This is a genomic window from Herbidospora sp. RD11066, from assembly GCF_054661255.1.
Genome location: NZ_BAAGDO010000005.1, coordinates 121,618 through 140,788, shown reverse-complemented (window position 1 = coordinate 140,788; position 19,171 = coordinate 121,618). Strand labels below are relative to the sequence as shown.

At 70.7% G+C, this 19,171-nt stretch carries 22 protein-coding genes; 13 read left to right on the top strand and 9 right to left on the bottom strand.

Going from position 1 to position 19,171, the window contains the following annotated elements:
* Positions 1-46 precede the first annotated feature (46 nt).
* Positions 47-694 carry an HAD family hydrolase gene (locus tag ACYQ78_RS20855; RefSeq protein WP_459802546.1) on the top strand — a complete coding sequence of 216 codons (648 nt, stop codon included), beginning with the start codon at positions 47-49 and terminating at the stop codon, positions 692-694.
* On the opposite strand, the gene ACYQ78_RS20850 is transcribed toward ACYQ78_RS20855, so the two are convergent.
* The 3 genes from ACYQ78_RS20850 to ACYQ78_RS20840 are packed head-to-tail and all read right to left on the bottom strand — an operon-like array spanning position 691 to position 4,813.
* Entirely contained in the window at positions 691-1,662 is a 972-nt protein-coding gene (locus ACYQ78_RS20850; RefSeq protein ID WP_459802545.1) for a hypothetical protein, read from the bottom strand. The two genes, ACYQ78_RS20855 and ACYQ78_RS20850, sit on opposite strands and share 4 nt — an antisense overlap.
* Positions 1,649-2,131 carry a SigE family RNA polymerase sigma factor gene (locus ACYQ78_RS20845; protein ID WP_459802544.1) on the bottom strand — a complete coding sequence of 161 codons (483 nt, stop codon included), beginning with the start codon at positions 2,129-2,131 and terminating at the stop codon, positions 1,649-1,651. The genes ACYQ78_RS20850 and ACYQ78_RS20845 overlap by 14 nt, the downstream gene beginning before the upstream one ends.
* 3 nt (positions 2,132-2,134) lie before the next feature.
* On the bottom strand, positions 2,135-4,813 hold the full coding sequence (locus tag ACYQ78_RS20840; RefSeq protein ID WP_459802543.1) for an FAD-binding and (Fe-S)-binding domain-containing protein: 2,679 nt from the start codon (positions 4,811-4,813) through the stop codon (positions 2,135-2,137).
* 78 nt (positions 4,814-4,891) lie between these two features.
* Between ACYQ78_RS20840 and ACYQ78_RS20835 the strand changes: the two genes are divergently transcribed.
* Positions 4,892-5,284 carry a VOC family protein gene (locus tag ACYQ78_RS20835; protein ID WP_459802542.1) on the top strand — a complete coding sequence of 131 codons (393 nt, stop codon included), beginning with the start codon at positions 4,892-4,894 and terminating at the stop codon, positions 5,282-5,284.
* Positions 5,285-5,347: 63 nt separating this feature from the next.
* On the top strand, positions 5,348-6,550 hold the full coding sequence (gene lysA / locus ACYQ78_RS20830; protein ID WP_459802541.1) for a diaminopimelate decarboxylase: 1,203 nt from the start codon (positions 5,348-5,350) through the stop codon (positions 6,548-6,550).
* A 41-nt stretch (positions 6,551-6,591) separates the two neighbouring features.
* On the opposite strand, the gene ACYQ78_RS20825 is transcribed toward lysA, so the two are convergent.
* Both ACYQ78_RS20825 and ACYQ78_RS20820 read right to left on the bottom strand, forming a co-directional pair.
* The gene (locus tag ACYQ78_RS20825) at positions 6,592-8,169 is read right to left on the bottom strand and encodes a hypothetical protein (protein WP_459802540.1); all 1,578 of its coding nucleotides are present in this window, start codon (positions 8,167-8,169) and stop codon (positions 6,592-6,594) included.
* Positions 8,170-8,275: 106 nt separating this feature from the next.
* Positions 8,276-8,680: a hypothetical protein gene (locus tag ACYQ78_RS20820; RefSeq protein WP_459802539.1), complete on the bottom strand. Its 405-nt coding sequence runs from the start codon at positions 8,678-8,680 to the stop codon at positions 8,276-8,278.
* Positions 8,681-8,865: 185 nt separating this feature from the next.
* Here ACYQ78_RS20820 and ACYQ78_RS20815 point away from each other — a divergent pair, with 185 nt between their 5' ends.
* Entirely contained in the window at positions 8,866-9,267 is a 402-nt protein-coding gene (locus tag ACYQ78_RS20815) for an SAV_915 family protein (protein ID WP_459802538.1), read from the top strand.
* Between the two features lie 221 nt (positions 9,268-9,488).
* Here the strand turns inward: ACYQ78_RS20815 and ACYQ78_RS20810 are convergent, their stop codons facing one another.
* Positions 9,489-10,322: an alpha/beta fold hydrolase gene (locus ACYQ78_RS20810; protein WP_459802537.1), complete on the bottom strand. Its 834-nt coding sequence runs from the start codon at positions 10,320-10,322 to the stop codon at positions 9,489-9,491.
* Positions 10,323-10,467: 145 nt separating this feature from the next.
* On the opposite strand from ACYQ78_RS20810, the gene ACYQ78_RS20805 reads away from it, so the two are divergent.
* Both ACYQ78_RS20805 and ACYQ78_RS20800 read left to right on the top strand, forming a co-directional pair.
* Entirely contained in the window at positions 10,468-10,746 is a 279-nt protein-coding gene (locus ACYQ78_RS20805; RefSeq protein WP_459802536.1) for a sulfurtransferase TusA family protein, read from the top strand.
* A 57-nt stretch (positions 10,747-10,803) separates the two neighbouring features.
* On the top strand, positions 10,804-11,205 hold the full coding sequence (locus ACYQ78_RS20800) for a cellulose binding domain-containing protein (protein WP_459802535.1): 402 nt from the start codon (positions 10,804-10,806) through the stop codon (positions 11,203-11,205).
* On the opposite strand, the gene ACYQ78_RS20795 is transcribed toward ACYQ78_RS20800, so the two are convergent.
* Positions 11,192-11,758, bottom strand: a complete 567-nt coding sequence (locus ACYQ78_RS20795) for a TetR/AcrR family transcriptional regulator (protein WP_459802534.1) — start codon at positions 11,756-11,758, stop codon at positions 11,192-11,194. The two genes, ACYQ78_RS20800 and ACYQ78_RS20795, sit on opposite strands and share 14 nt — an antisense overlap.
* Positions 11,759-11,810: 52 nt before the next feature.
* Here ACYQ78_RS20795 and ACYQ78_RS20790 point away from each other — a divergent pair, with 52 nt between their 5' ends.
* From ACYQ78_RS20790 to ACYQ78_RS20775, 4 genes are read left to right on the top strand one after another with little or no spacing between them, the layout of a single operon-like run.
* Entirely contained in the window at positions 11,811-12,227 is a 417-nt protein-coding gene (locus tag ACYQ78_RS20790; RefSeq protein ID WP_459802533.1) for a VOC family protein, read from the top strand.
* Between the two features lie 26 nt (positions 12,228-12,253).
* Entirely contained in the window at positions 12,254-12,754 is a 501-nt protein-coding gene (locus ACYQ78_RS20785; protein ID WP_459802532.1) for a SigE family RNA polymerase sigma factor, read from the top strand.
* Complete coding sequence (locus tag ACYQ78_RS20780; protein WP_459802531.1) at positions 12,751-13,872, top strand: hypothetical protein; 1,122 nt, start codon at positions 12,751-12,753, stop codon at positions 13,870-13,872. Before ACYQ78_RS20785 ends, ACYQ78_RS20780 begins: the two co-directional genes overlap by 4 nt.
* A 16-nt stretch (positions 13,873-13,888) precedes the next feature.
* Positions 13,889-14,464 (top strand): (2Fe-2S)-binding protein, encoded by a 576-nt coding sequence (locus tag ACYQ78_RS20775; protein WP_459802530.1) that lies wholly within the window; start codon positions 13,889-13,891, stop codon positions 14,462-14,464.
* Here ACYQ78_RS20775 and ACYQ78_RS20770 read toward each other — a convergent pair.
* Positions 14,448-15,575: an MFS transporter gene (locus ACYQ78_RS20770; RefSeq protein ID WP_459802529.1), complete on the bottom strand. Its 1,128-nt coding sequence runs from the start codon at positions 15,573-15,575 to the stop codon at positions 14,448-14,450. The two genes, ACYQ78_RS20775 and ACYQ78_RS20770, sit on opposite strands and share 17 nt — an antisense overlap.
* A gap of 73 nt (positions 15,576-15,648) precedes the next feature.
* On the opposite strand from ACYQ78_RS20770, the gene ACYQ78_RS20765 reads away from it, so the two are divergent.
* A complete protein-coding gene (locus tag ACYQ78_RS20765; protein ID WP_459802528.1) occupies positions 15,649-16,638 on the top strand; it encodes an ArsR/SmtB family transcription factor in 990 nt (329 codons plus the stop codon).
* 19 nt (positions 16,639-16,657) lie between these two features.
* The gene (locus tag ACYQ78_RS20760; protein ID WP_459802527.1) at positions 16,658-17,845 is read left to right on the top strand and encodes an alpha/beta hydrolase family protein; all 1,188 of its coding nucleotides are present in this window, start codon (positions 16,658-16,660) and stop codon (positions 17,843-17,845) included.
* Here ACYQ78_RS20760 and ACYQ78_RS20755 read toward each other — a convergent pair.
* Positions 17,835-18,218 (bottom strand): YdeI/OmpD-associated family protein, encoded by a 384-nt coding sequence (locus ACYQ78_RS20755; protein ID WP_459802526.1) that lies wholly within the window; start codon positions 18,216-18,218, stop codon positions 17,835-17,837. The two genes, ACYQ78_RS20760 and ACYQ78_RS20755, sit on opposite strands and share 11 nt — an antisense overlap.
* Positions 18,219-18,355: 137 nt before the next feature.
* On the opposite strand from ACYQ78_RS20755, the gene ACYQ78_RS20750 reads away from it, so the two are divergent.
* Positions 18,356-19,162 carry an ABC transporter ATP-binding protein gene (locus tag ACYQ78_RS20750; protein WP_459802525.1) on the top strand — a complete coding sequence of 269 codons (807 nt, stop codon included), beginning with the start codon at positions 18,356-18,358 and terminating at the stop codon, positions 19,160-19,162.
* The last annotated feature ends 9 nt before the right edge of the window (positions 19,163-19,171 follow it).

The window sequence follows — 19,171 nt, the reverse complement described above, 5'->3', positions numbered from 1 at the left end:
CCGTCCCTTTCGGGGCGGCCCCGCTTTCGCATGTCAGGCTGTACGCATGATCGAAGCAGTCGTTTTCGACCTCGACGGTATCGTCGTCGACTCCGAGCCCGTCTGGGAAGAGGTCCGCCGGGCCGTTGTCGCCGAGTTCGGCGGCACCTGGATGCCCGACACGCAGAAGCGCCTGATGGGCATGAGCACCCCCGAATGGGCCGACTATCTGACCGGTGAGCTGGGCGTCTGGCTCTCGCCCGACGAGACGGCCAACATGGTCGTCGAGCGGATGGCCGAGCACTACCGCCACCACCTGCCGCTGCTCCCGCACGCCGCGGCGACCATGCGCGCCATCGCCGACCAGTGGCCGGTCGGGGTGGCCAGCTCCTCCCCCGCCGTGCTGATCGAGACCGTGCTGACCGCCCTCGACGTGGACGTCCGGGTGGCGATCTCGACCGAGACCATGAAGCGCGGCAAGCCCGCCCCCGACGTCTACCTGGCCGTGGTCGAGCGGATGGGGGTCACGCCCGAGCGGTGCGTGGCCGTGGAGGACTCCAGCAACGGGCTGCGGTCGGCGGCGGCGGCCGGGCTGATCGTGGTCGCGGTCCCGCAGGCGGCCTACCCGCCCGACGCCGACGCGCTGGCGGGGGCGACGCTGGTGCTCGACAACCTGGCCGAACTGACGCCCGAAGCGGTGGCGAAACTGGCCTAGAAGCGGCCGAGACCGGGGATGACGACGCCCGCCATCTCCGGATACGTGCCGAAAAGCTCCGCACCCCTGTAGAGCCGCTGCTGCCGTCCCGGCTCGACCACGACGTATCCCGTCGGGGTCGGGCCCACGGGCCAGCGGCCGTCGGGGATCGGCAGGGACGACACGAGCCGTCCGTCGAGGGCGTACTCCAGGACCGTGATCTCGTCGCCGGTGTCACCGCCGTAGTTGTGCAGGTAGATCCGGTCTCCGAGCGACTGGACCACGAAGCCGTGGTTCTCGCGGACATACGCGTCGGGGGCGCGGAAGTCGACGGACCTCCCGGCGACGTCCAGGGTGACCCGGCGGGTGATCTTCTGCGGGGAGAGCAGGATCAGGTCGTTTCCGCCGGTCAGGCCGACGATCTCGGCGCCTTCCGGCACGGCGGGGCGGCCCGTCGTGCCGGTCGTGAGGTCGACGCCGAGGAAGTGGGAGATGTCGCCGTCCCGGTGGTGGCCGAGGATCAGGCGGCGGGAGTCCGCCGACCACACCCACGGGGTGTACGCGCCGCCCGGCTCGGCCGGGATCCGGTGAACGGTGCCGCCGAGCAGGTCGCGCAGTTCGTAGCCGCCGCCCGTGACGGTCAGGCCCAACCAGCGGCCGTCCGGTGAGAGGGTCAGGTTGCCGGGCGGGTGGACCGTGTCGAAGCCGATCTCCGTCTCGCGGCCGTCGGTCGTGCGGAGCAGGGTGGCGCAGGCGTTGCGGCAGGCGGAGTAGAGGGAGTGGGCCCGCGGGGGCGGCGGTGGGGTGACCGGTTCGGCCTGCCGGGTCTGCCGCGCCGGGAGCAGCACGATGATCACCACGATGGCCACGACCGCCGCCACGCCCCAGCGCACGGTCCTGCGCCGTTCGGCCGTGCGGATCGCGCGGTCGGCGTCGGCGTAGTCGCGGGCGTCGTCGGCCAGGTCGCGGAGTGCCTCACGCGGGTTCATGGACACCTGCCTTCCTGAGGCGCTTCAGGGCGTCGTGGGTGTGGCGTTTGACCGTGCCGACCGAACAGCCGAGCCGCGCCGCGATCTGGGCTTCGGGCAGGTCTTCGTAGAAGCGCAGGTAGACGACGATGCGCTGCTTCGGGGTGAGGGTGGCGAGGGCGTGCCGGAGCACGATCTTGAGGTCGGTGTCGGGTGGGGGCTCGGGGGTGTCGGGCGGTTCGGAGGTCGGGAAGAAGGCCAGGGCGCGGGGGCGGCGCCAGGTCCGTGACTGGTTGATCATGATGGTCTTCACGTACGCCTCGGGGTCGTCGGCGGCCGAGATCCGCCGCCACTTCGCCGCCGCCTTGGCGAGGGTCTCCTGCATGAGGTCCTCGGCCCTGGTGTGGTCGCCGGTGAGCAGGTAGGCGACACGCGACAGCGCGCGGCCCCGTAAGGCCACGAACGTCCGGAACCCCTCCGCGTCGTGCATGCCCTAAGGACTCCGCCGGGGGCCGGAAGGTTGAGACGCCAGGAACTCCGCCAGGTGGAGGGCGCGGATTCCGGTGCCGTGCTCGATCTGGACACGGCAGCTGAAGCCGTCGGCGAGCACCTGGGCTCCTCTCGTCGCGCGCAGGGCGGGGAAGAGGGCCCGTTCGGCGACGGCCATCGACAGGGCGTAGTGGTCGGGCTCGAAGCCGAAGTTCCCGGCCAGGCCGCAGCATCCGGCGTCGAACCGGGTCACGTCGGCCCCCGTTCTGCGCAGGACGCGCAGGTCGGCGTCGGTGCCCATGATGGCGTGCTGGTGGCAGTGGGGCTGGGTGACGACCCGGCCGGGGACGTGCGGCGGGTCGATGTCGTGGTCGTCCAGGAGCTCGGCGAGGGTTCGGGCGCGGTGGGCCAGCCTTCTGACGTCGGGGTCGTCCGGGAGGAGTTCGAGGGCGTCGGAGCGGAGGGCGGCCGTGCACGACGGTTCGAGGCCGACGAACGGGATGCCGTCGTCGAGGTCGTCGCGCAGGATCCGCGCCGTCCGGCGGAGGACCTGCCTGGCCACGCCCAGCTGGCCGGTGGAGATCCACGTGAGACCACAGCAGATGGGGGCGCGCGGAATGCGTACGGAAAATCCGGCCTGTGTCAGCACCCTCGTGGCGGCGACCGCGACCCGAGGGGTGAAGTTGTCGGTGAACGTGTCGGGGAGCAGGAGGACCTCCGGGCCGCGTTTCGGGGCGCGGAAGGTGTCGCTGAAGCGGACGCGGGCCGGTCGCGGCAGGTCGCGTTCGCGGGTGAGGCCGGGGACGCGCGGGATCCTGAGCAGCGGCGGGAAGCGGGCCCACAGCGGCAGCCAGCCCAGGGCGTAGTGGGAGAGGGGGCGGAGGCGGTGCCGGTAGTGGTGGTGCAGGAACTCGGCCTTGTAGGTGGCCATGTCGATGTGGACGGGGCAGTCGGAGCGGCAGCCCTTGCACGACAGGCAGAGGTCGAGGGCGTCCTTCACCTCGGGTGAGTGCCAGCCGCCGGTGATCACATCGCCTTGGAGCATCTCGAAGAGCAGCCGGGCCCTGCCCCGGGTGGAGTGGCGTTCGTCGCGGGTGACGCGGAAGCTGGGGCACATCACGCCGCCGGTGTCGCGGCGGCACTCGCCGACCCCGGCGCAGCTCGTCGTCTCGGCGGCGAAGCCGTTCCGGAAGGTGAACGCGGTCTCCACGTCGGGCGGGCGGTTCTTCAGGTGGTCGTCGAGCCGGTCGGGGTCGATCAGACGGCCCGGACTCATCCGGTTGCGCGGGTCGAAGACCTGCTTGAAGCGGGTGAACGCCGCCATGACCCGCGCGCCGAACATCTTCGGCCACAGTTCGCCCCGGGCCAGTCCGTCGCCGTGCTCGCCGGAGAACGAGCCGCCGTAGGAGACGACCAGGTCGGCGGCCTCCTCGACGAAGGCGCGGTAGTCGGCGCGGCGGAACGGGATCCGGGTGTGGACGCAACCGTGCCCGAAATGGCCGTAGAGCGAGGATTCGCCGTAGCCGTGGTCGACCTGGAGGGCGCGCAGGTCCCTGAGGTAGTCACCGATACGGCTCGGCGGGACGGCCGAATCCTCCCAGCCCGGCCAGGCGTCGCCCGCGGTGGCACCGACGGCGGCCTCGCGGATGGCGGCCGTCGAGGCGACGTCGGTGTGGACGACCGGTCGGACGCCCAGGTCGGCGGCCATGTCGCGGGCCTTCTCGACGGCCTCCTCCGGGGTGTCGCCGCCGAACTGGACCACCAGCCAGCCGCCGCCCTTCGGGAGCCGGTCGATGGCGGCCAGGTTGAGGCGGCGGGCGCGTTCGTACCGGATGAGACGGTCGTCCATGCCCTCCAGGGCGATCGGGTCGTAGGGCGCGATCGAGGGGGCGGCGTCGGCGGCCTCGAAGACGTCGCGGAAACCGAGGATCGCGACCGCGCCGGCCCTGGGCTGGGGCACCATCTTCAGGCTGGCCCGCAGGACCGTGACCAGGGTGGATTCGGAGCCGACCAGGGCCTTGGTGAGGTCGCGGCCGTTCTCGGGGAGGAGGGCGTCGAGGCCGTAGCCGGAGACCCTGCGGGGGATTCTGGGGAAGGCGGCCCTGATGTCGTCCTCGTGGTCGTCGATGATCTCTCTGACGGTCCGGGCGAGTTCCCCTGGAGGATCCGAGGTCCAGAAGCGGGTGCCGCCGTAGGTGAGGACCTCCAGGTCGAGGACGTTGTCGGAGGTCTTCCCGTAGGCCTGGGCGGTGGCGCCGCAGGCGTCGTTGCCGATCATGCCGCCGATGGTGCAGTGGTTGTGGGTGGCCGGTCTCGGGCCGAACATGAGGCCGTTGCCGGTGAGGTCGTCGACGACCACGCCCGGTTCGGCGAGCACGGTCTGATCGCCGGTGTCCCAGGCGCGGGTGCAGTACTTCGACCAGTCGATGATCACGGCGGTGTTGCAGCACTGCCCCGCCAGGCTGGTGCCGCCGCCGCGCGAAAGCACCGGCACGTCGTGGTCGGCGCAGATCTCCACCGTGCGGGCGGCGTCGTCGATGGATTTCGGTACGACCACACCGATCGGCACCTCGCGATGGTTCGAGGCGTCGGTCGCGTAGACGGCCCTGGTCCCCCGGTCGAACAGGATCTCACCGTCGACGTGGTCGCGCAGGGCACGCTGGAGGGCGTCGAAAAGCGCCATGCGTTCGGCCCTTGCCCGGGGGCGGTAGGTCCATACGGGGCAAGCGGCAAAATTTCCCGGATGTCTAGACTGACGGTTATGACGGAATCACCGACGGTCATCCCGACCATCCGCTACCACGACGCCGACAAGGCCGTCGCCTGGCTGACGGCCGTGCTCGGCTTCACCTCCCCCGAGGTCTACCGGTCCGACGAGGGCGTGATCGTCCACGCCCAGCTCAGCCGGGGGAACGGCATGGTCATGCTGGGCACTGTCGGGCAGGGACTCGACCTGCCCACGGGGCCCGCGAGCGTCTACGTCGTGGTCGACGACGCCGAGATCTCCGCCCTGTACGAGATCGCGCTCGCCGCCGGAGCCCAGGTGATCCGGGAGCTGCGCACCGAGGACTACGGCGGCCGGGGGTACACGATCCTCGACCCCGAAGGGCACGTCTGGAGTGTGGGCAGTTACGACCCCGTCAATTCGGCGTAGCCGATGCGTTGGAACGACATATAGATCCCGCTATATGGCCTGATGGGTGCTTAGCGTCGTTTCATGTCATTCGCTGAAATTGCCCGGCGATTCGGGACCCCCGCGTATGTCGTGGACGAAGACGCCGTCCGGCTCCGGTGCCGCGAATACCGGCACGCGCTGCCCACCGCGACGGTGGCCTACGCGGGGAAGGCGTTCCTGACGCAGGCCATGGCGTCGTGGGTGGCCGAAGAAGGGCTGTCGCTGGACGTCTGCTCCGGCGGAGAGCTCGCCCTCGCCCGTTCCGTCGGCTTCCCCCTCTCGCGGATCATCTTCCACGGGAACGCGAAAACCCCCGCCGAGCTGCGGGAGGCCGTCGGGGTGGGGCGCATCGTGATCGACAACGTCGCCGAGATCCACCGGCTGGCGGCGCTGGTGCCCCTCGGGGAACGCCAGGACGTCTACCTGCGGGTGACGCCCGGCATCGAGGCGGGCGCCCATGCCGCCATCCGCACCGGGTCGGAGGCGCAGAAGTTCGGGATCCCGCTCGCCGAACTCCCCGACGCCGTCGCGCGGGTGCTCAGCCAGCCGGAGCTGCGGCTGACCGGGCTGCACTGTCACATCGGGTCGCAGATCACGTCGGTGGCGCCCTTCGAGGCGGCGGCCCGGGTGATGGTCGACCAGCTCGCCATGGTCCGCGAGGAGTTCGCGACCGAACTGCCGGAACTCGACCTCGGCGGCGGCCACGGCGTCGCCTACCTGGACGACGAGCACGGCCTCGACCTGGGCCACTTCGGCGCCGTGGTGCCGAAGGTGGTCGCCGAACGGTGCCGGGCCCTCGGGCTGGCGCAGCCCCATCTGGTGGTCGAGCCCGGACGGGCCATCGTGGCCGCCGCCGGGGTGACGCTCTACCGGGTGATCTCGGTCAAGCGGCAGGGCGGGCGGACCTTCGTCGCGGTCGACGGCGGGATGAGCGACAACCCGAGGCCGGCGCTCTACGGGGCGCGCTATTCGGTTTCCGTGGTCGGGCGGTCGGGGGCGCCGGCGACGATCGTGGGGCGGCACTGCGAGGCGGGGGACGTGATCGCCGAAGGCGTGCCCGCCGCCGACGCGCGGCCGGGGGATCTCGTGGTCGTGCGGGTGACCGGGGCTTATCACCATGCGATGGGATCGTCGTACAACCTGACCTGCCGTCCCCCGGTGGTGGCGGTGAGCGGCGGGGCGGCGCGGCTGATCGTCCGGCGCGAGGAGCCCTTCGAGCTGCTCCGGCGCGAGGTCGGCCGCTGACGCGGAACGCCGCCCCGGGCGGGGCGGCGTTCCGGCGTGGTTCAGACGGTGGCGTTGACGCAGACCGCCCTCGGGACCAGCACGAGCGGCGTGGCGCCGCCGTTGTGGACGTTCACGTCCCACGAGAGACCCGACGGGTTCGGGACCGTGGTGACCGTGTGCATCGGCGGGGCGATCGGCTCCAGGGCGTAGCCACCACCGACGGCGCGCTTACCGATCGGGCAGATCGCCTGGCTGGTGCACTGACCGTTCGGCGCGCAGGTCGCCGGAACACCGGAGACGACCTCGTAGCCCGAGACGCCGGGGATCCCCTGCGGACCGACCGGCCCGGTCGCGCCCAGCGGCCCCATCGGACCCATCGGCCCAGGGGGGCCCATCGGCCCGCGCGGACCCTTGCAGCAGCCGTGCCCGTGACAGCACGGATGCGCGTCCGCAGCTGCGCGCTGCGCGTCGCCCGGAGTGGCGGCGACGGCCTTGGCCAGCAGCGTGGCACCCTGCGCCGGAGCGGTGGCCTGGGAAGCGGCGGCGTTGACGACCTGGGCGGCGGCGGCCGAAGCGGCGTCCGGGGTCGCGACCTTCTTGGCGTCAGGGACGTCAGCGGCCTCCTCCGCCATGACGGCCTGCTTGGCGGCCTCGGCGGCCATCTCACCGGCGGCGGCGTGCGCGAGGGCGGCCTCGGCCACGGCCTTGGCGTAGGCGGCAGCGGCCTGGACGCTGGCGGCACCCGGAGCGGCCTTCGCCGCGGCCTGCGCGGCCTGGTCGACGGCCGTCACGGCGGCGGCGCGCTTCTCGGCGGCCTTCACCATCATCTCGGCCCGCTTGGCGGCGGCCAGGTGCATCATCTCGGCCCGCTTCACAGCGGCCTTCCGGAGCGCCTCGGCCCGCTTGGCCGCGGCCTTCTCGGCGAGCGCGACCTTACCCGCCTCGGCAACCTCCGCCGGAGCCTGGGCGGCCTGAGCCGGGGCGACCTTGACCGCAACAGCCTGGGCCGGAGCAGCCTGCGCGGCCTTCGCCGGAGCCTGCGCGGGAGCGGCCTTGGCCGCGACACCCTGCGCCGGAGCCTTGATGGCCAGAGCCGGAGCGGCGGCAGCGGACTGCGCCTTGGCCGGAGCCGCCATAACCGGAGCAGCCTGAGCAACCTTGGCCGGAGCCGCCTGCGCAGCCTGGCCTGCCTTGACCGCAACAGGCTGGACCGCGGCGGCCTGGGCAGCCTTGACCGGAGCGGCCTGGGCGGCCTTCGCCGGAGCCTGGGCGGGCTGCGCGGGAGCGGCCTTGACCGCAACGCCCTGCGCCGAGGCCTTGGCGGGCTGGGCCGGAGTGGCCTGGGTCTGCTTGGCGGCGTCGGCGGCCTTGGCGGCGGCCTTTTCCGCGCGGCGCTTCTGCTTGGCGTCGGCTGCGGGAGTTTCGGCCGGTGTGGCCGACAGGAGGGTGGTGGCCTTCTTCGCGGCGACGGCGGCGGCCTGCTTGGCCGCCTTCGCGGCGCTGGCGGCCTGGGCCTGCTGGGCGGGTGTGTCGATGGGGTTGACCTGCGCCGAGGCGGCCGCCCCGGAGAAGGTGACCAGGGCGGCGGCGAGGACGCCGGTCAGCCCCAGGCTCAATTTGTTAACACGCGCGTGCATGTGCACTTCCATACGAGTTGTCATTTCTCAATGCCGGAACACCATGGGAGTGTCCGGCCGGGAAATACCCGTAGGGATTCTGGCGTCAGCCCTGCACAACGCTAATTCAGGACAAAGTCTTTTGATGTGCGAATCGGTCTATATGCTGATATTTATTGACCGCGGGAACCCGAGCAGGACCCCGCAACGGCATCGGTGTCCGCAGTGCCGCGCCCACCAGCCCCGCCACGACCAGCAGCGCCAGCCGCAGCCAGTCGGCCCGCGCGAACGTCAGCTCGCCCATCCCGTTCACCAGAAATCCGGTCATCAGCAGCCACGCCACACACGCGGTGGCCCCCGCCGCCACGGGCCGCCGGACGACCAGCCCGATCACCGCCGTCAGCGCGGCCATCGCCGCGACCCGCTCCGTCACGTCGGGCACGGCCACGGCCACCACGACCGCCGCCCCGACCGCCATCGCGGCGCCGGCCGGAATGAGCATCTCCAATGAAGGATCGTGCCGAGAAACCATTTCGAGCCTCCCTTTCACCTCCATCCAACAAGCGTTCCGGCCGATGGCAACCCATACTTATGACATTCCTACGCCTCCTTGACGCCGTGACCACGCGTCAACACGGCGTCAGCATTGACCGTGCTCCCGTCAGATCGGCGTAGGGAAACTCGCGCGGCATTTCCGGCGCCCCTAATGTCGATTCCGTGAACAAGGAAGGGAATTCGACGATGGACGTGCCGCTATTCGTGCCGGTCCGGAACTCCGGCTGCGCCGACGCTCTCCGGGTCTTCCGCACCCCCGACGGAGCCCGCACGGCGGTGGCCTTCACCTCTCCGGTCCGGCTCGCCCGGGTGCTCGGCCCCGACCAGCACTGGATCCGCCTCTGCGAACCGGCGCTGCGCGCACTCGTCACCGACATCGGCGTCCACGACCTCGTCATCGACCCCCAGGCGGCTTCCACCCAGCCCGCCACCCCGCAGGCCGCATCTGCCCAGGCCGTCTCTGCCCACGCCGCCTCCGCCCAGGCCGCAGGTGCCCAGCGCGCCACCGCCCAGCGCGCCACCGTGCAAGCCGCCTCCACCCGGCCCACCCCACACGCCGCGTAGCCCCGTCGCAGTCGACCAACGTCCGGCCACGGCCCCCACGCCATGTGAATCCGCATGAATCCGAAGACCCGCCTCGGGGTGGCGCCGGAGCCATCCCGAGGCGTACCAATCCCGGCGGAAACAACGCCGGGTCCCCGCGCCGCTCGCGGGCATCAGAAAGGCCGCCCCCGCCGGGCTTCGGGACAGGAAGCCGGGCGTTGGGCGGCCTTTCTCTACGGCGGTTACCGCTCCAGGAAGTCCAAGAGCTCCTTGTTGACCTCTTCCGCGTGGGTCCAGCCGATGTTGTGGGGGCCGCCCTCGATGGTGATGAAGGTCAGGTCCTTGATCAGGCCGGGGAGGCGGGCGGCGGTGCTGGCGTAGGGGAGGATGCGGTCCTGGTCGCCGTGGACCAGCAGGACCGGGACGTCGATCTTCGGCAGATCGCCCCGGAAGTCCTCCAGCCACGTGTCGACGCACTTGTAGGCCGAATACGAACTCCCCAGGCAGGCCGCCATGAACGAGTTGTTCCACGCCTCCTGGCTGATCCGGGTGCCCATGTACATGTCCACGTTGTTGAAGTCGTTCAGGAACTTCGTGAAATAGGCCGGGCGGTCGTGCACGACCGCCTCCTTGATGCCGTCGAAGACCGACTTGTCGACGCCCTCGGGGTTGTCGGCGGTCTTGAGCAGGAACGGCGGGATGGCGCCCATCAGGACCGCCCGGCGGACGCGCTTGTTGCCGTAGTTGCCCAGGTAACGGGTGACCTCGCCGGTGCCCATGGAGAAGCCGACCAGGTCGACCTCGGGCAGGTCGAGGCGGTCGAGCAGGATCTTGAGGTCGGAGGCGTAGGTGTCGTAGTCGTGTCCGCTCGTGGGCTGGCTCGATTTGCCCCAGCCGCGCCGGTCGTAGGTGATGACCCGGAACCCGGCGTCGAGCAGGACCCGCTGCTGCTTCTCCCAGGACGCGCCGTTGAGCGGATAGCCGTGGATCAGGACGACCGGCCGCCCGGAGCCGTGGTCTTCGTAATGGATGTCGATCGTGTCGCTGTTCTCGCGGCCCACGGTGACCTTGCCCATTTCGTCCCCCTGACATCGAGTTGGCCCCGGCCACGCTAGCAACACGGCATTTGTTGCGTTTTACTGCTTAAAATCCCTTTCCTGTACGGACTCGGGCATGATCCCGCCGCCCCCTCGCTTGACCTGGTTGGGGGAGACTTGTCTCATGGCCAACGAAGCGGTGGTGCTCGACGGCGGCGATCGGCGCTGCGTGCTGCTCCTGATCGAGCTGCGCAAGCTCGTCGACTCGCTCGAACCGGGGACGGTCGTGCACCTGCGGGCCACCGACCCGGCCGCGCCCATCGATCTGCCGGCCTGGTGTCATCTGACCGGGCACTCCTACCTGGGCGTCGTCGGCGAGCACGTCTACGGCGTGCGGGTCGCCGAGGCGGCCGCGCCGACCCAGGCCGACCGGCCCTGGCACGTGAAAGATTCATCCCGCTGACCTGGGCGTGAGCCGCGATCGATTGACCGGGCGAGGCCTCCGCCGGACCATCCGCCCATGAGGTTCCTGACCGCCCTCGCCGTCGCCGCCGCCCTCGTGCTCGGCACCTCCGCTCCCGCCCACGCGATGTCGTACTCGTGCGACGTCACCTACGACACCACCGTCTGGACCGGCGGTTTCGTCGCGTCCATCACCGTCGAGAACACCGGTACGAGCACCTTCAGCCCCTGGATCCTGCAGATCGTCTTCCCGGGGAACGAGACGATCTCCAGCGGATGGTCGGCGACCTGGTCGCAGACGCCGCCGAGCGCCCAGGCGGTCAATCCGGTCTGGGCTCCGTCGATCGCCCCCGGCACCACCTCGGCGCCGCTGGGGTTCGTGGCGACGTTCACCGGAACCTACGCGAACCCGACCGGCATCACGCTGAACGGCGTGCCCTGCACGGTCACCTTCCTCTGAGCGATTCGAGCAGTTCGGTAAGGGTGCGCAGGGTGTCGTCGAGGGCCGACGGCTCCGTCGCGAGCCACAGCGCGGCCTCGTTCATCGCGCCGGAGAGCAGGCGGGTGAGCGGGGCCGCCGGGCGTTGCGGGAGCAGACCCTGGCGCATCAGGTCGGTGATCGCCTCTTCGAGGTGGAAGGCCGAGGTGGCCTCGTCGAAGGCGCGCCACTCGGCCCAGCCGAGCACCGCCGGGCCGTCGATCAGCAGGATGCGCTGGAGCGCCGGGTCGGTGCTGGCGACGAGAAAGGCCCGGCAGCCCGCGACGAACCCCTCCCACGGATCACCGTCGGAAGCCGCCACGATGCGGTCGGCGACCTCGTTGTGTACGGCCTCCAGCACCGCCCTGAACAGCGCGGTCTTGCCGTCGAACTGGTGGTAGAGGGCGCCCTTGGTGACCCCGGCGGCGGCGGTGATCTCGGCCAGGCCGACGTCGGCGTAGCCGCGCTCGGCGAACAGCCGCCGGGCTTCGGCGATCAGGGCCAGGCGGGTGCGCTCTTTCTGTTCGGCTCGCACGGTGGTTCACTCCAATTGACATACCGTCGGTATGCGAAATAGCGTACCGGACATGAAGACCTCGAGTTTCTATCCCGTGATCGCGACTCCGGTCATCGCCGAGTCCCGCGACTTCTACATGCGGAACTTCGGCTTCTCGATCGTTTTCGAGGCCGACTGGTACGTGAGCATGAAGAACCCCAGCGGCTACGAACTGGCCCTGCTCGACCCCGCGCACCCCACGATCCCGGCCGGCTACCGCACCCCCGCGCGCGGCCTGCTGCTCAATTTCGAGGTCGACGACGTCGACGCCGAGTGGCGCCGTCTGGTCGTCACGGGCGGCCTGAAGCCCGAGCTCGAACTGCGCAGCGAGGAGTTCGGCCAGCGTCACTTCATCGTCGCGGCCCCCGAGGGCGTGCTGATCGACGTCATCACCCAGATCCCGGCAGGCGAGGAATTCACCGGAAATTTCACCGCGGACAACCTTTAGCGGCCCGCGAGGCGTCGATAGGGGGTGTGAGAGCAGACGAGGGCTTCCGGGAGTTCGTGGGCCGCCACCAGCGCGCCTGGATCCGCACCGCCTACCTGCTCACCGGAGACGCCCACCTGGCCGAAGACCTGCTCCAGAGCGTCTTGATCAAGGTGCTGGCCAAATGGAACGGGCTGACCCGCCTCGACCACCCCGACGCCTACGTCAGGAAGGCGCTGGTCAACCAGTCCATCTCCTGGCGGCGCCGGAGCAAGGGCGAGATCCCCAGCGCCGATCCGCCCGAACGGTCGTATTCGACCGAGGACGCCTCGGTCACCCGCCTGGTCGTCCAGCAGGCCCTAACGCGGCTGACGCCCAAACAGCGCGCGGTGATCGTGCTGCGCTACTACGAAGACCGGACCGAGAAGGAGACCGCCGAGATCCTCGGCTGCTCGCTCGGCACCGTCAAGAGCCAGACCCACCACGCCCTCGTCCGGCTGCGCGAGTTCACCGGGATCCTCGCCGACATCGAGGAGGCCCGGCGATGACCTGGTTGTCCGACGCCCTCGACGACATCGCCGCACAGGCCCCCGACCTCGACGACCTGGCCGACCGGGTCATCGAGGTCCGGGGTCGACGCCGCCGCACGCTGACTGCGGTGGCCGCCGGGGTCATGGTCGTGGTGACCGTGGTCGGCGTGATGGCCGGAATCCGGCTCCTCCACAGGGGCGAGGAGCCGGTTCCGGCCGTCGATCCCCCCAAGCGCGCGATGGGCCCGGCCACCCACGCCTACCGCCTGCCGTGCAGAGAGCTCGAAGGGCTGGCGGAAGACTGCCGGGGCGCGGGATGGCGCATGGTGGCCGGCGGGAAGGAGTATCCGCTGGACGACGCACTCCCCGGCCGCAACGGCCCGCTGGCGATCACCGAAAACGGCTGGACCATCGCCTACTACAGCCTCGACGCCGGCACGATCGTCACCCGCGACCTGCGGACCGGCGAGATCACGGTGGCGCCGGAGAAGGTCCCGCTCGACAAGATGGGCTCGATGGCCAAGCTGGTGATCACCGGCGACGGCCGCTACGTGGCCCTGTCGAAGGTGCCCGAGTTCAAGGACCCGGCGATGCTCTTCGACATGGTCGCCCAGCGCACCCGGCTGCTGCCCAACCGCTACGCGCCGATCTGGATCTCCGGGAACGCCGACCGGATCACGCTGGCAGACTATTCGCCGAGGTCCCGGCTGATGACGATGACCGACCTGTGGGGGACGGCCTCGAAGCCGACCGAGGTCACACTGAAGCGCTCCTACAGATTCAGCGCGGGGGCCGCCGACGGCACCACGATCGTCGGGCTGGAGAGCAACATGACCCGGACCGACAACTGCGTCCCCGGAGACCTGGTCCACCTCGACGCCCGGACCGGCAAGGTGCTGACCACCATCGGAAAACCTCGCCTGCCGATGGACGACCACAACGTCTACCTGCGGAACTGGCTCAGCCCCCGGGAGGTCGTCGCACTGGCCTTCCCCAACCCGTCCTGCGGCTCGAAGGCCACGCTCATCACCGCCTACGCCCTCGACGTGCGCACCGGGAACACCCGGAAACTGCGCACCTTCAAGGGGGAACGTTTCTCGTCGACGGCCGTTCCGGGCATCGGAGGCGCCCCCTGACCGCATAATCGGCGGAATGACGACCATCGAGGCCGCCGTCGCCGATATCGCCGCGATCAACGCGTTCTTCGCGATCGGCGTGGGTGGCGGGGTCCCCCTCGCCGAGCGCCTGCGCGACGGCGCGGTCATCGACGAGACCGCGAAACAGCTGCTCACCCAGGACCGCAGGGCCGCCGCGAGCATCCTGTTCCAGGGGGCGCTGGCGCGGTTGTGGTCTCCGTACGTGGGTCTGCGCGCCGCCCACGGGATCTCGCTCGACCTGGGCGACGCCTGCTGGGCCGACGACGGGGTGCGGGTCCCCGAACTGCGCGAGGGGCCGGGCTTCGCGCTCGAACCGCTGGTGGCGGCGCTGCCGTGGGTCTCGCCCCTGGTCCTGTACGGCAACGCCGCATCGGCCCTGGTCGGCGCGGTCGGCGCCTTCTGCCGGGCCCGGCCGGGCGACGCGGCGCGGGCGGAGGCGTTGCAGCGGGAGTTACTGGCCGAGGGGCCGCTCGCGGGGCGGCTCGACCGGCGGGGCGTGCGGCGGTCGTGCTGTCTCTACTACCGGGTGGGCGGGATCTGTGGCGACTGCGTGCTCACCGCCATCCGCTGAACGCCACCGCGCCGCCCAGGAGCCCGGCGACCAGGCAGAACCACCAGAGGGCGCCCAGTTCGTAGAGTCCGGCGCCCAGCAGGGGTCCGGCCAGGCGCGGGATCACGTTGGTCCAGCCGTAGAGGCCCTGGTAGGTGCCGTGGGCGTCGCCGGGGGTGAGGTCGGCGATCAGGGCGGCGCCGAACCCGGCCATGCCGATCTCACCGAGGGTCCAGATCAGCACCGAGCCGAGGTACTGCCACGTCGTCTCGGCGGGCCCGCTCAGCGCCAGGCCGATCCCGATCAGCGCCCACGACGCCCCGAGGACGGCCAGCTTCGGGAACCGGGCCAGGAAGGCGACGACGAACGGCTGCGTCGCCACGATCAGCACGGCGTTGACGGTGATCAGCACGCCGTAGAACGACCCGGGCAGCCCGTCGGCCACGATGTCGAGCGGGAGGCCGTAGCGCTGCTGGGCGTACACGAGCGAGTTCAGCAACATCAGCCCGAGGACCAGCAGCACGAACCTCCCGGGCCGGGCCCGAGCGTCCTTCGCCGGGCGAACGGGCCGCGCGCGGGGAACCCCGCGCCAGACGAGGATCGCGAAGATCGTGCTGGTCACCGCGTCGAGGGCGACCAGGATCCAATATCCGTTCGCCAGCAGCGCCGCCGCCACGACACCGCAGACGGCGGCGCCGATGTTGTACGCCCAGTGCAGCAGCCCGAACGCCTTGGCCCGCAGCTCCCCCGGCACCGTCTCGGCCACCAGCGCCCGCGCGGCCGGCATGTACACGTCGGCCGCCACCCCGAGCGCCCCGGCGGCGCATACCAGCGGCGCCAGCCCCTCGGCGAGCCCGACCAGGACCACGCAGCAGGCCGTCGTCACCAGCCCGGTCACCAGCGTGTCCCGGTAGCCGAACCGGTCGGCGAGGATCCCGCCGAGCAGCTGCCCGAACAGCCCGCCGACCCCGTAGACCGCCATGACCAGCCCGATCTCCCCGGGCGAATAACCGATCAGGGCCAGGTAGGTCACCAGGAACGGCACCACCATGCCGCCGAACCGGTTGACCAGCTGACCGGAGAACAGGAACCAGAAGACCCGGGGCAACCCCCCGAACACCGTGACCGCCACGGGTCACGACGATGTTCGCCGTCGAACGGCACCGCGACAGATTCGGCTCCAGCCGAAACGTGAGGAGGGCAGGGTGTTCCACCGGCTGACCTTCTCGCCGCTCGACCTGGTGTCGTTGCGGTTCGCCTATTCGCCGCTCAAGGAGGTCGTGGCCAGCGTGAAAGCGGTGGCGCGGCCGGAGCGGCGGGTGCTGCACCATCCGTGGCTGCGGCGGGTCCGGCCCCGGCTCGACGGGCTCGACCTGGCGCCGCTGGGCGATCTGGTGGTCCAGTGTTCGGGCTACATCCCCGACTTCCTCACCCCGCCGCCCGCGACCCCCGGAGCCGACATCACGCTCGAACTGGCCACTCTCCGGGCCACCCCGGCCTCGGTGATCCGCAACGACCTCGCCGGGCTGGACACGCCGTTCGCCGCCGAGCTCCGGGCCGATCCGGCGGCCGGGATCGAGCGGCTGGTCGCGGCGATCGAGGCCTATTGGGAGGCGGCGTTCGCGCCCTACTGGCCGGCCATGCGGAACCTGCTCGACGGCGACGTGCTCTATCGGGTGCGGGTGCTCCACGAGGGCGGGGCCGCGCGGCTGTTCGAGGACCTGCATCCGGGGATCACGTGGGAGCACGACACGCTGACCGTGAAGCGGTCGTCCGGAATGCAGACGCGGGTGCTCGCGGGTGACGGGCTGCTGCTGATCCCGTCGGTGTTCGTGTGGCCCAACACCTTCTCTCGCACCAACTCCCCCGGTCAGCCGACGGTGACCTATCCGGCCCGGGGGCTGGCCACGCTCTGGGAGCGGGACGTGCCGCCCGATCCGGGGGCGCTGGCGGCGGTGATCGGGGCGCCGAGGGCGCGGATCCTGGCCGAGCTCAACACGCCGCTCTCGACGACCGAGCTGGGGCGGCGGCTGGGGTTGCCGCTGGCGAGCGTGTCGGAGCATCTGGCCAAGCTGCGGGAGGCGCGGCTGGTGGCGTCGTTCCGTACCGGAAGATCGGTTCTGTACGCCCGCACCAAGGTCGGCGATGCACTCCTTGTCGGGAAATTTCCAGAAATGGGGATAGACGCGACCTGAGCCCGGCCATGAGGGCCCCATGCCTCCTTTCTTCAAAGACGACGGGTTCGACTTCTCGACACAGGTCGCTCTTGGGGCCGTCTACCACCGGGCCGCCGACGCCGGGGAGGTGCTGGCCACGATCGACCTGATCCGCGACGGGAAACCCCGCTCGTGGGTGGACGCCTGGCTGTCGACGGCCGACCGCGTGGCCGACGAGGCGGAGGGGAACGCGGGCGCGGGACGTACGAGATCGGCGGCCTGTGAATTCCTGCGGGCCGCCACCTATTACGCGACCGCCACCGACATGGCCGACGGGGTCGGCGAGCCGGGCCTGTTCGAGGACATCTGGGAGAAGCACCGCGAGGCCTGGGACCGCTTCGCCGACCTGACGTGCGTCGAACGGCTGGAGATCCCGTTCGGGTCGTCGATGCTGCCCGGCTACTTCTTCCGGGCCGGCGACGGGCGGCGGCGGACGATCGTCTACAACAACGGCAGCGACGGCCCCGTCACCGAGGCCTGGACCCAGTGCGCCGCCGAGGCGCTGGCCCGCGGCTGGAACGTCGCCACCTTCGACGGTCCGGGCCAGAACGCGGCGCTGGTGCGGCAGGGCCTGCACTTCCGGCCCGACTGGGAGCATGTGCTGACCCCGGTCACCGACCACCTGCTGACCCGGGCCGACGTCGACGGCGACCGGCTGGCGGTCATGGGGGTCAGCCAGGCCGGATACTGGGTGCCGAGGGCGCTGGCGTTCGAGCACAGGTACGCCGCCGCGATCGTCGACCCGGGCGTGGTCGACGTGTCCGAGGCGATGACCCGGCACATCCCCCACTCACTGGCCAGGAAACTCGACGAGGGCGACCGGGCGGCGTTCGACCGCGAGATGGAGTGGGCGCTGAAGGTGTCGCCCCGCACCCGGTCGATGCTGGCGTGGCGGATGCGGCCCTACGGCCTGACCAGCTTCTACGACTTCTTCCGCGCCGCCCGCGACTACCGCCTCGACGCCGGGACGGCCACGAAGATCACCACCCCGATGCTCATCACCGACCCGGAGGCCGAGGGGTTCTGGCCTGGGCAGTCGAGGCGGCTCTACGACCTGCTCTCCTCGAAGCGGACCCTCGTCCACTTCACCGAACCGGAGGGCGCCGACGCCCACTGCGAGCCGATGGCCAACGGGCTACGCGGCGAACGGATCTTCGACTGGCTGGACGAACAGGTCAGCCCTTAGTTCCGCTCCAGCGGCCGTCGCCTTTGGCCTGGTCGACTTGGGCCTGGCCCGCTGGGCGCATGCGGCCTTCGTCGATGAGGCGCTGGGCCAGGTCGCTGTTGCGGGGCGACCACTTGGAGGTCTTCTTCCTCGGCTGGTAGCGGAGGATGTAGTAGTCGTCGTCGTAGCGGTACATCTTCGAGTCGACCCAGCCGTAGCAGGCGGAGGCCTCCAGGGCCTCCTCGAAGGTGATGGTCGGGATGCCGCGCCCCTTCTTGGCGAACTTCAGCCACAGGCCGGGCTCATGGGCGTGGTTCTTCTCCAGCCAGTCTTCGAACGCCTCGGCGGAGGCGAACGGGATGATCAGGAATCCGTCGGACTCGTGGCGCTCCATGGTCGGAATCTGCCACCCAGCGGAGCGATCTAACGGGGTGTCCCGGTTCCGTTTCCCGCGCAGGTCCGGAACCGGGACAACTCATCCTTTTTGCCCCAGCTTGAACTGGAAACAAAGGTTAGCCTAACCTAATCTCCGTGACCGAATCCACCGCGTTGCGCGGTTCCGGGCTGTCCCTGGCCTACCACGGCACCCCCGTCGTCCAGGACGCCGGGATCGTGCTGTGCCCCGGCCGCGTGACCGCGCTCGTCGGCCCCAACGGCAGCGGCAAGTCGACCCTGCTGCGCGCGCTGGCCCGCCTCCACGAGCCCGTTTCCGGTTCTGTACGACTCCACGACGGCACCTCCGCCTTCGATCTCGCCCCCCGCGACTTCGCCAGGAAGGTCACCCTGCTCTCCCAGTCACGCCCGACCCCGTCGGGTGTGCTGGTGCGCGACGTGGTCGCCTACGGACGCCACCCCCACCGGGGCCGCTGGCGGGCCGGCGACCCCGAGGGCGCGGCGGCGGTCGCCCGCGCCATGGACCTGACCGGCACGACCGGCATGGCCGACCGCCCGGCCGACGAGCTGTCCGGCGGCGAACTCCAGCGGGTCTGGCTGGCCACCTGCCTGGCCCAGGAGACCGGCGTGCTGCTGCTCGACGAGCCCACGACGTTCCTGGACCTGCGCTACCAGGTCGAACTCCTCGACCTGGTCAGAGACCTGGCCGACCACCACGAGGTGGCCGTCGGCGTCGTCCTGCACGACCTCGACCAGGCCGCCTCCATCGCCGACGAGATCGTGCTCCTGCACGACGGCCGCATCAGGGCCGTCGGCTCCCCCGCCGAGGTCCTCACCGAGGCCCACCTGACCGAGGCCTACGGCATCCGCGTCGAGGTCACCCACGACGGCGGCACCATCCGCACCCGCCCGGTCGGCCGCCACACCCAAAGGGCCACCGCCTGACCCGTTGGT

Excerpts from the sequence above, each read along its gene's own strand:
- ACYQ78_RS20800 (WP_459802535.1), top strand. The coding sequence starts at position 10,804 with ATGAGGTTCCTGACCGCCCTCGCCGTCGCCGCCGCCCTCGTGCTCGGC.
- ACYQ78_RS20790 (WP_459802533.1), top strand. The coding sequence starts at position 11,811 with ATGAAGACCTCGAGTTTCTATCCCGTGATCGCGACTCCGGTCATCGCC.
- ACYQ78_RS20775 (WP_459802530.1), top strand. The coding sequence starts at position 13,889 with ATGACGACCATCGAGGCCGCCGTCGCCGATATCGCCGCGATCAACGCG.
- ACYQ78_RS20825 (WP_459802540.1), bottom strand. The coding sequence starts at position 8,169 with ATGCACGCGCGTGTTAACAAATTGAGCCTGGGGCTGACCGGCGTCCTC.
- lysA (WP_459802541.1), top strand. The coding sequence starts at position 5,348 with ATGTCATTCGCTGAAATTGCCCGGCGATTCGGGACCCCCGCGTATGTC.
- ACYQ78_RS20810 (WP_459802537.1), bottom strand. The coding sequence starts at position 10,322 with ATGGGCAAGGTCACCGTGGGCCGCGAGAACAGCGACACGATCGACATC.
- ACYQ78_RS20845 (WP_459802544.1), bottom strand. The coding sequence starts at position 2,131 with ATGCACGACGCGGAGGGGTTCCGGACGTTCGTGGCCTTACGGGGCCGC.
- ACYQ78_RS20780 (WP_459802531.1), top strand. The coding sequence starts at position 12,751 with ATGACCTGGTTGTCCGACGCCCTCGACGACATCGCCGCACAGGCCCCC.
- ACYQ78_RS20855 (WP_459802546.1), top strand. The coding sequence starts at position 47 with ATGATCGAAGCAGTCGTTTTCGACCTCGACGGTATCGTCGTCGACTCC.
- ACYQ78_RS20820 (WP_459802539.1), bottom strand. The coding sequence starts at position 8,680 with ATGGTTTCTCGGCACGATCCTTCATTGGAGATGCTCATTCCGGCCGGC.
- ACYQ78_RS20850 (WP_459802545.1), bottom strand. The coding sequence starts at position 1,662 with ATGAACCCGCGTGAGGCACTCCGCGACCTGGCCGACGACGCCCGCGAC.
- ACYQ78_RS20835 (WP_459802542.1), top strand. The coding sequence starts at position 4,892 with ATGACGGAATCACCGACGGTCATCCCGACCATCCGCTACCACGACGCC.
- ACYQ78_RS20755 (WP_459802526.1), bottom strand. The coding sequence starts at position 18,218 with ATGGAGCGCCACGAGTCCGACGGATTCCTGATCATCCCGTTCGCCTCC.
- ACYQ78_RS20840 (WP_459802543.1), bottom strand. The coding sequence starts at position 4,813 with ATGGCGCTTTTCGACGCCCTCCAGCGTGCCCTGCGCGACCACGTCGAC.
- ACYQ78_RS20805 (WP_459802536.1), top strand. The coding sequence starts at position 10,468 with ATGGCCAACGAAGCGGTGGTGCTCGACGGCGGCGATCGGCGCTGCGTG.
- ACYQ78_RS20760 (WP_459802527.1), top strand. The coding sequence starts at position 16,658 with ATGCCTCCTTTCTTCAAAGACGACGGGTTCGACTTCTCGACACAGGTC.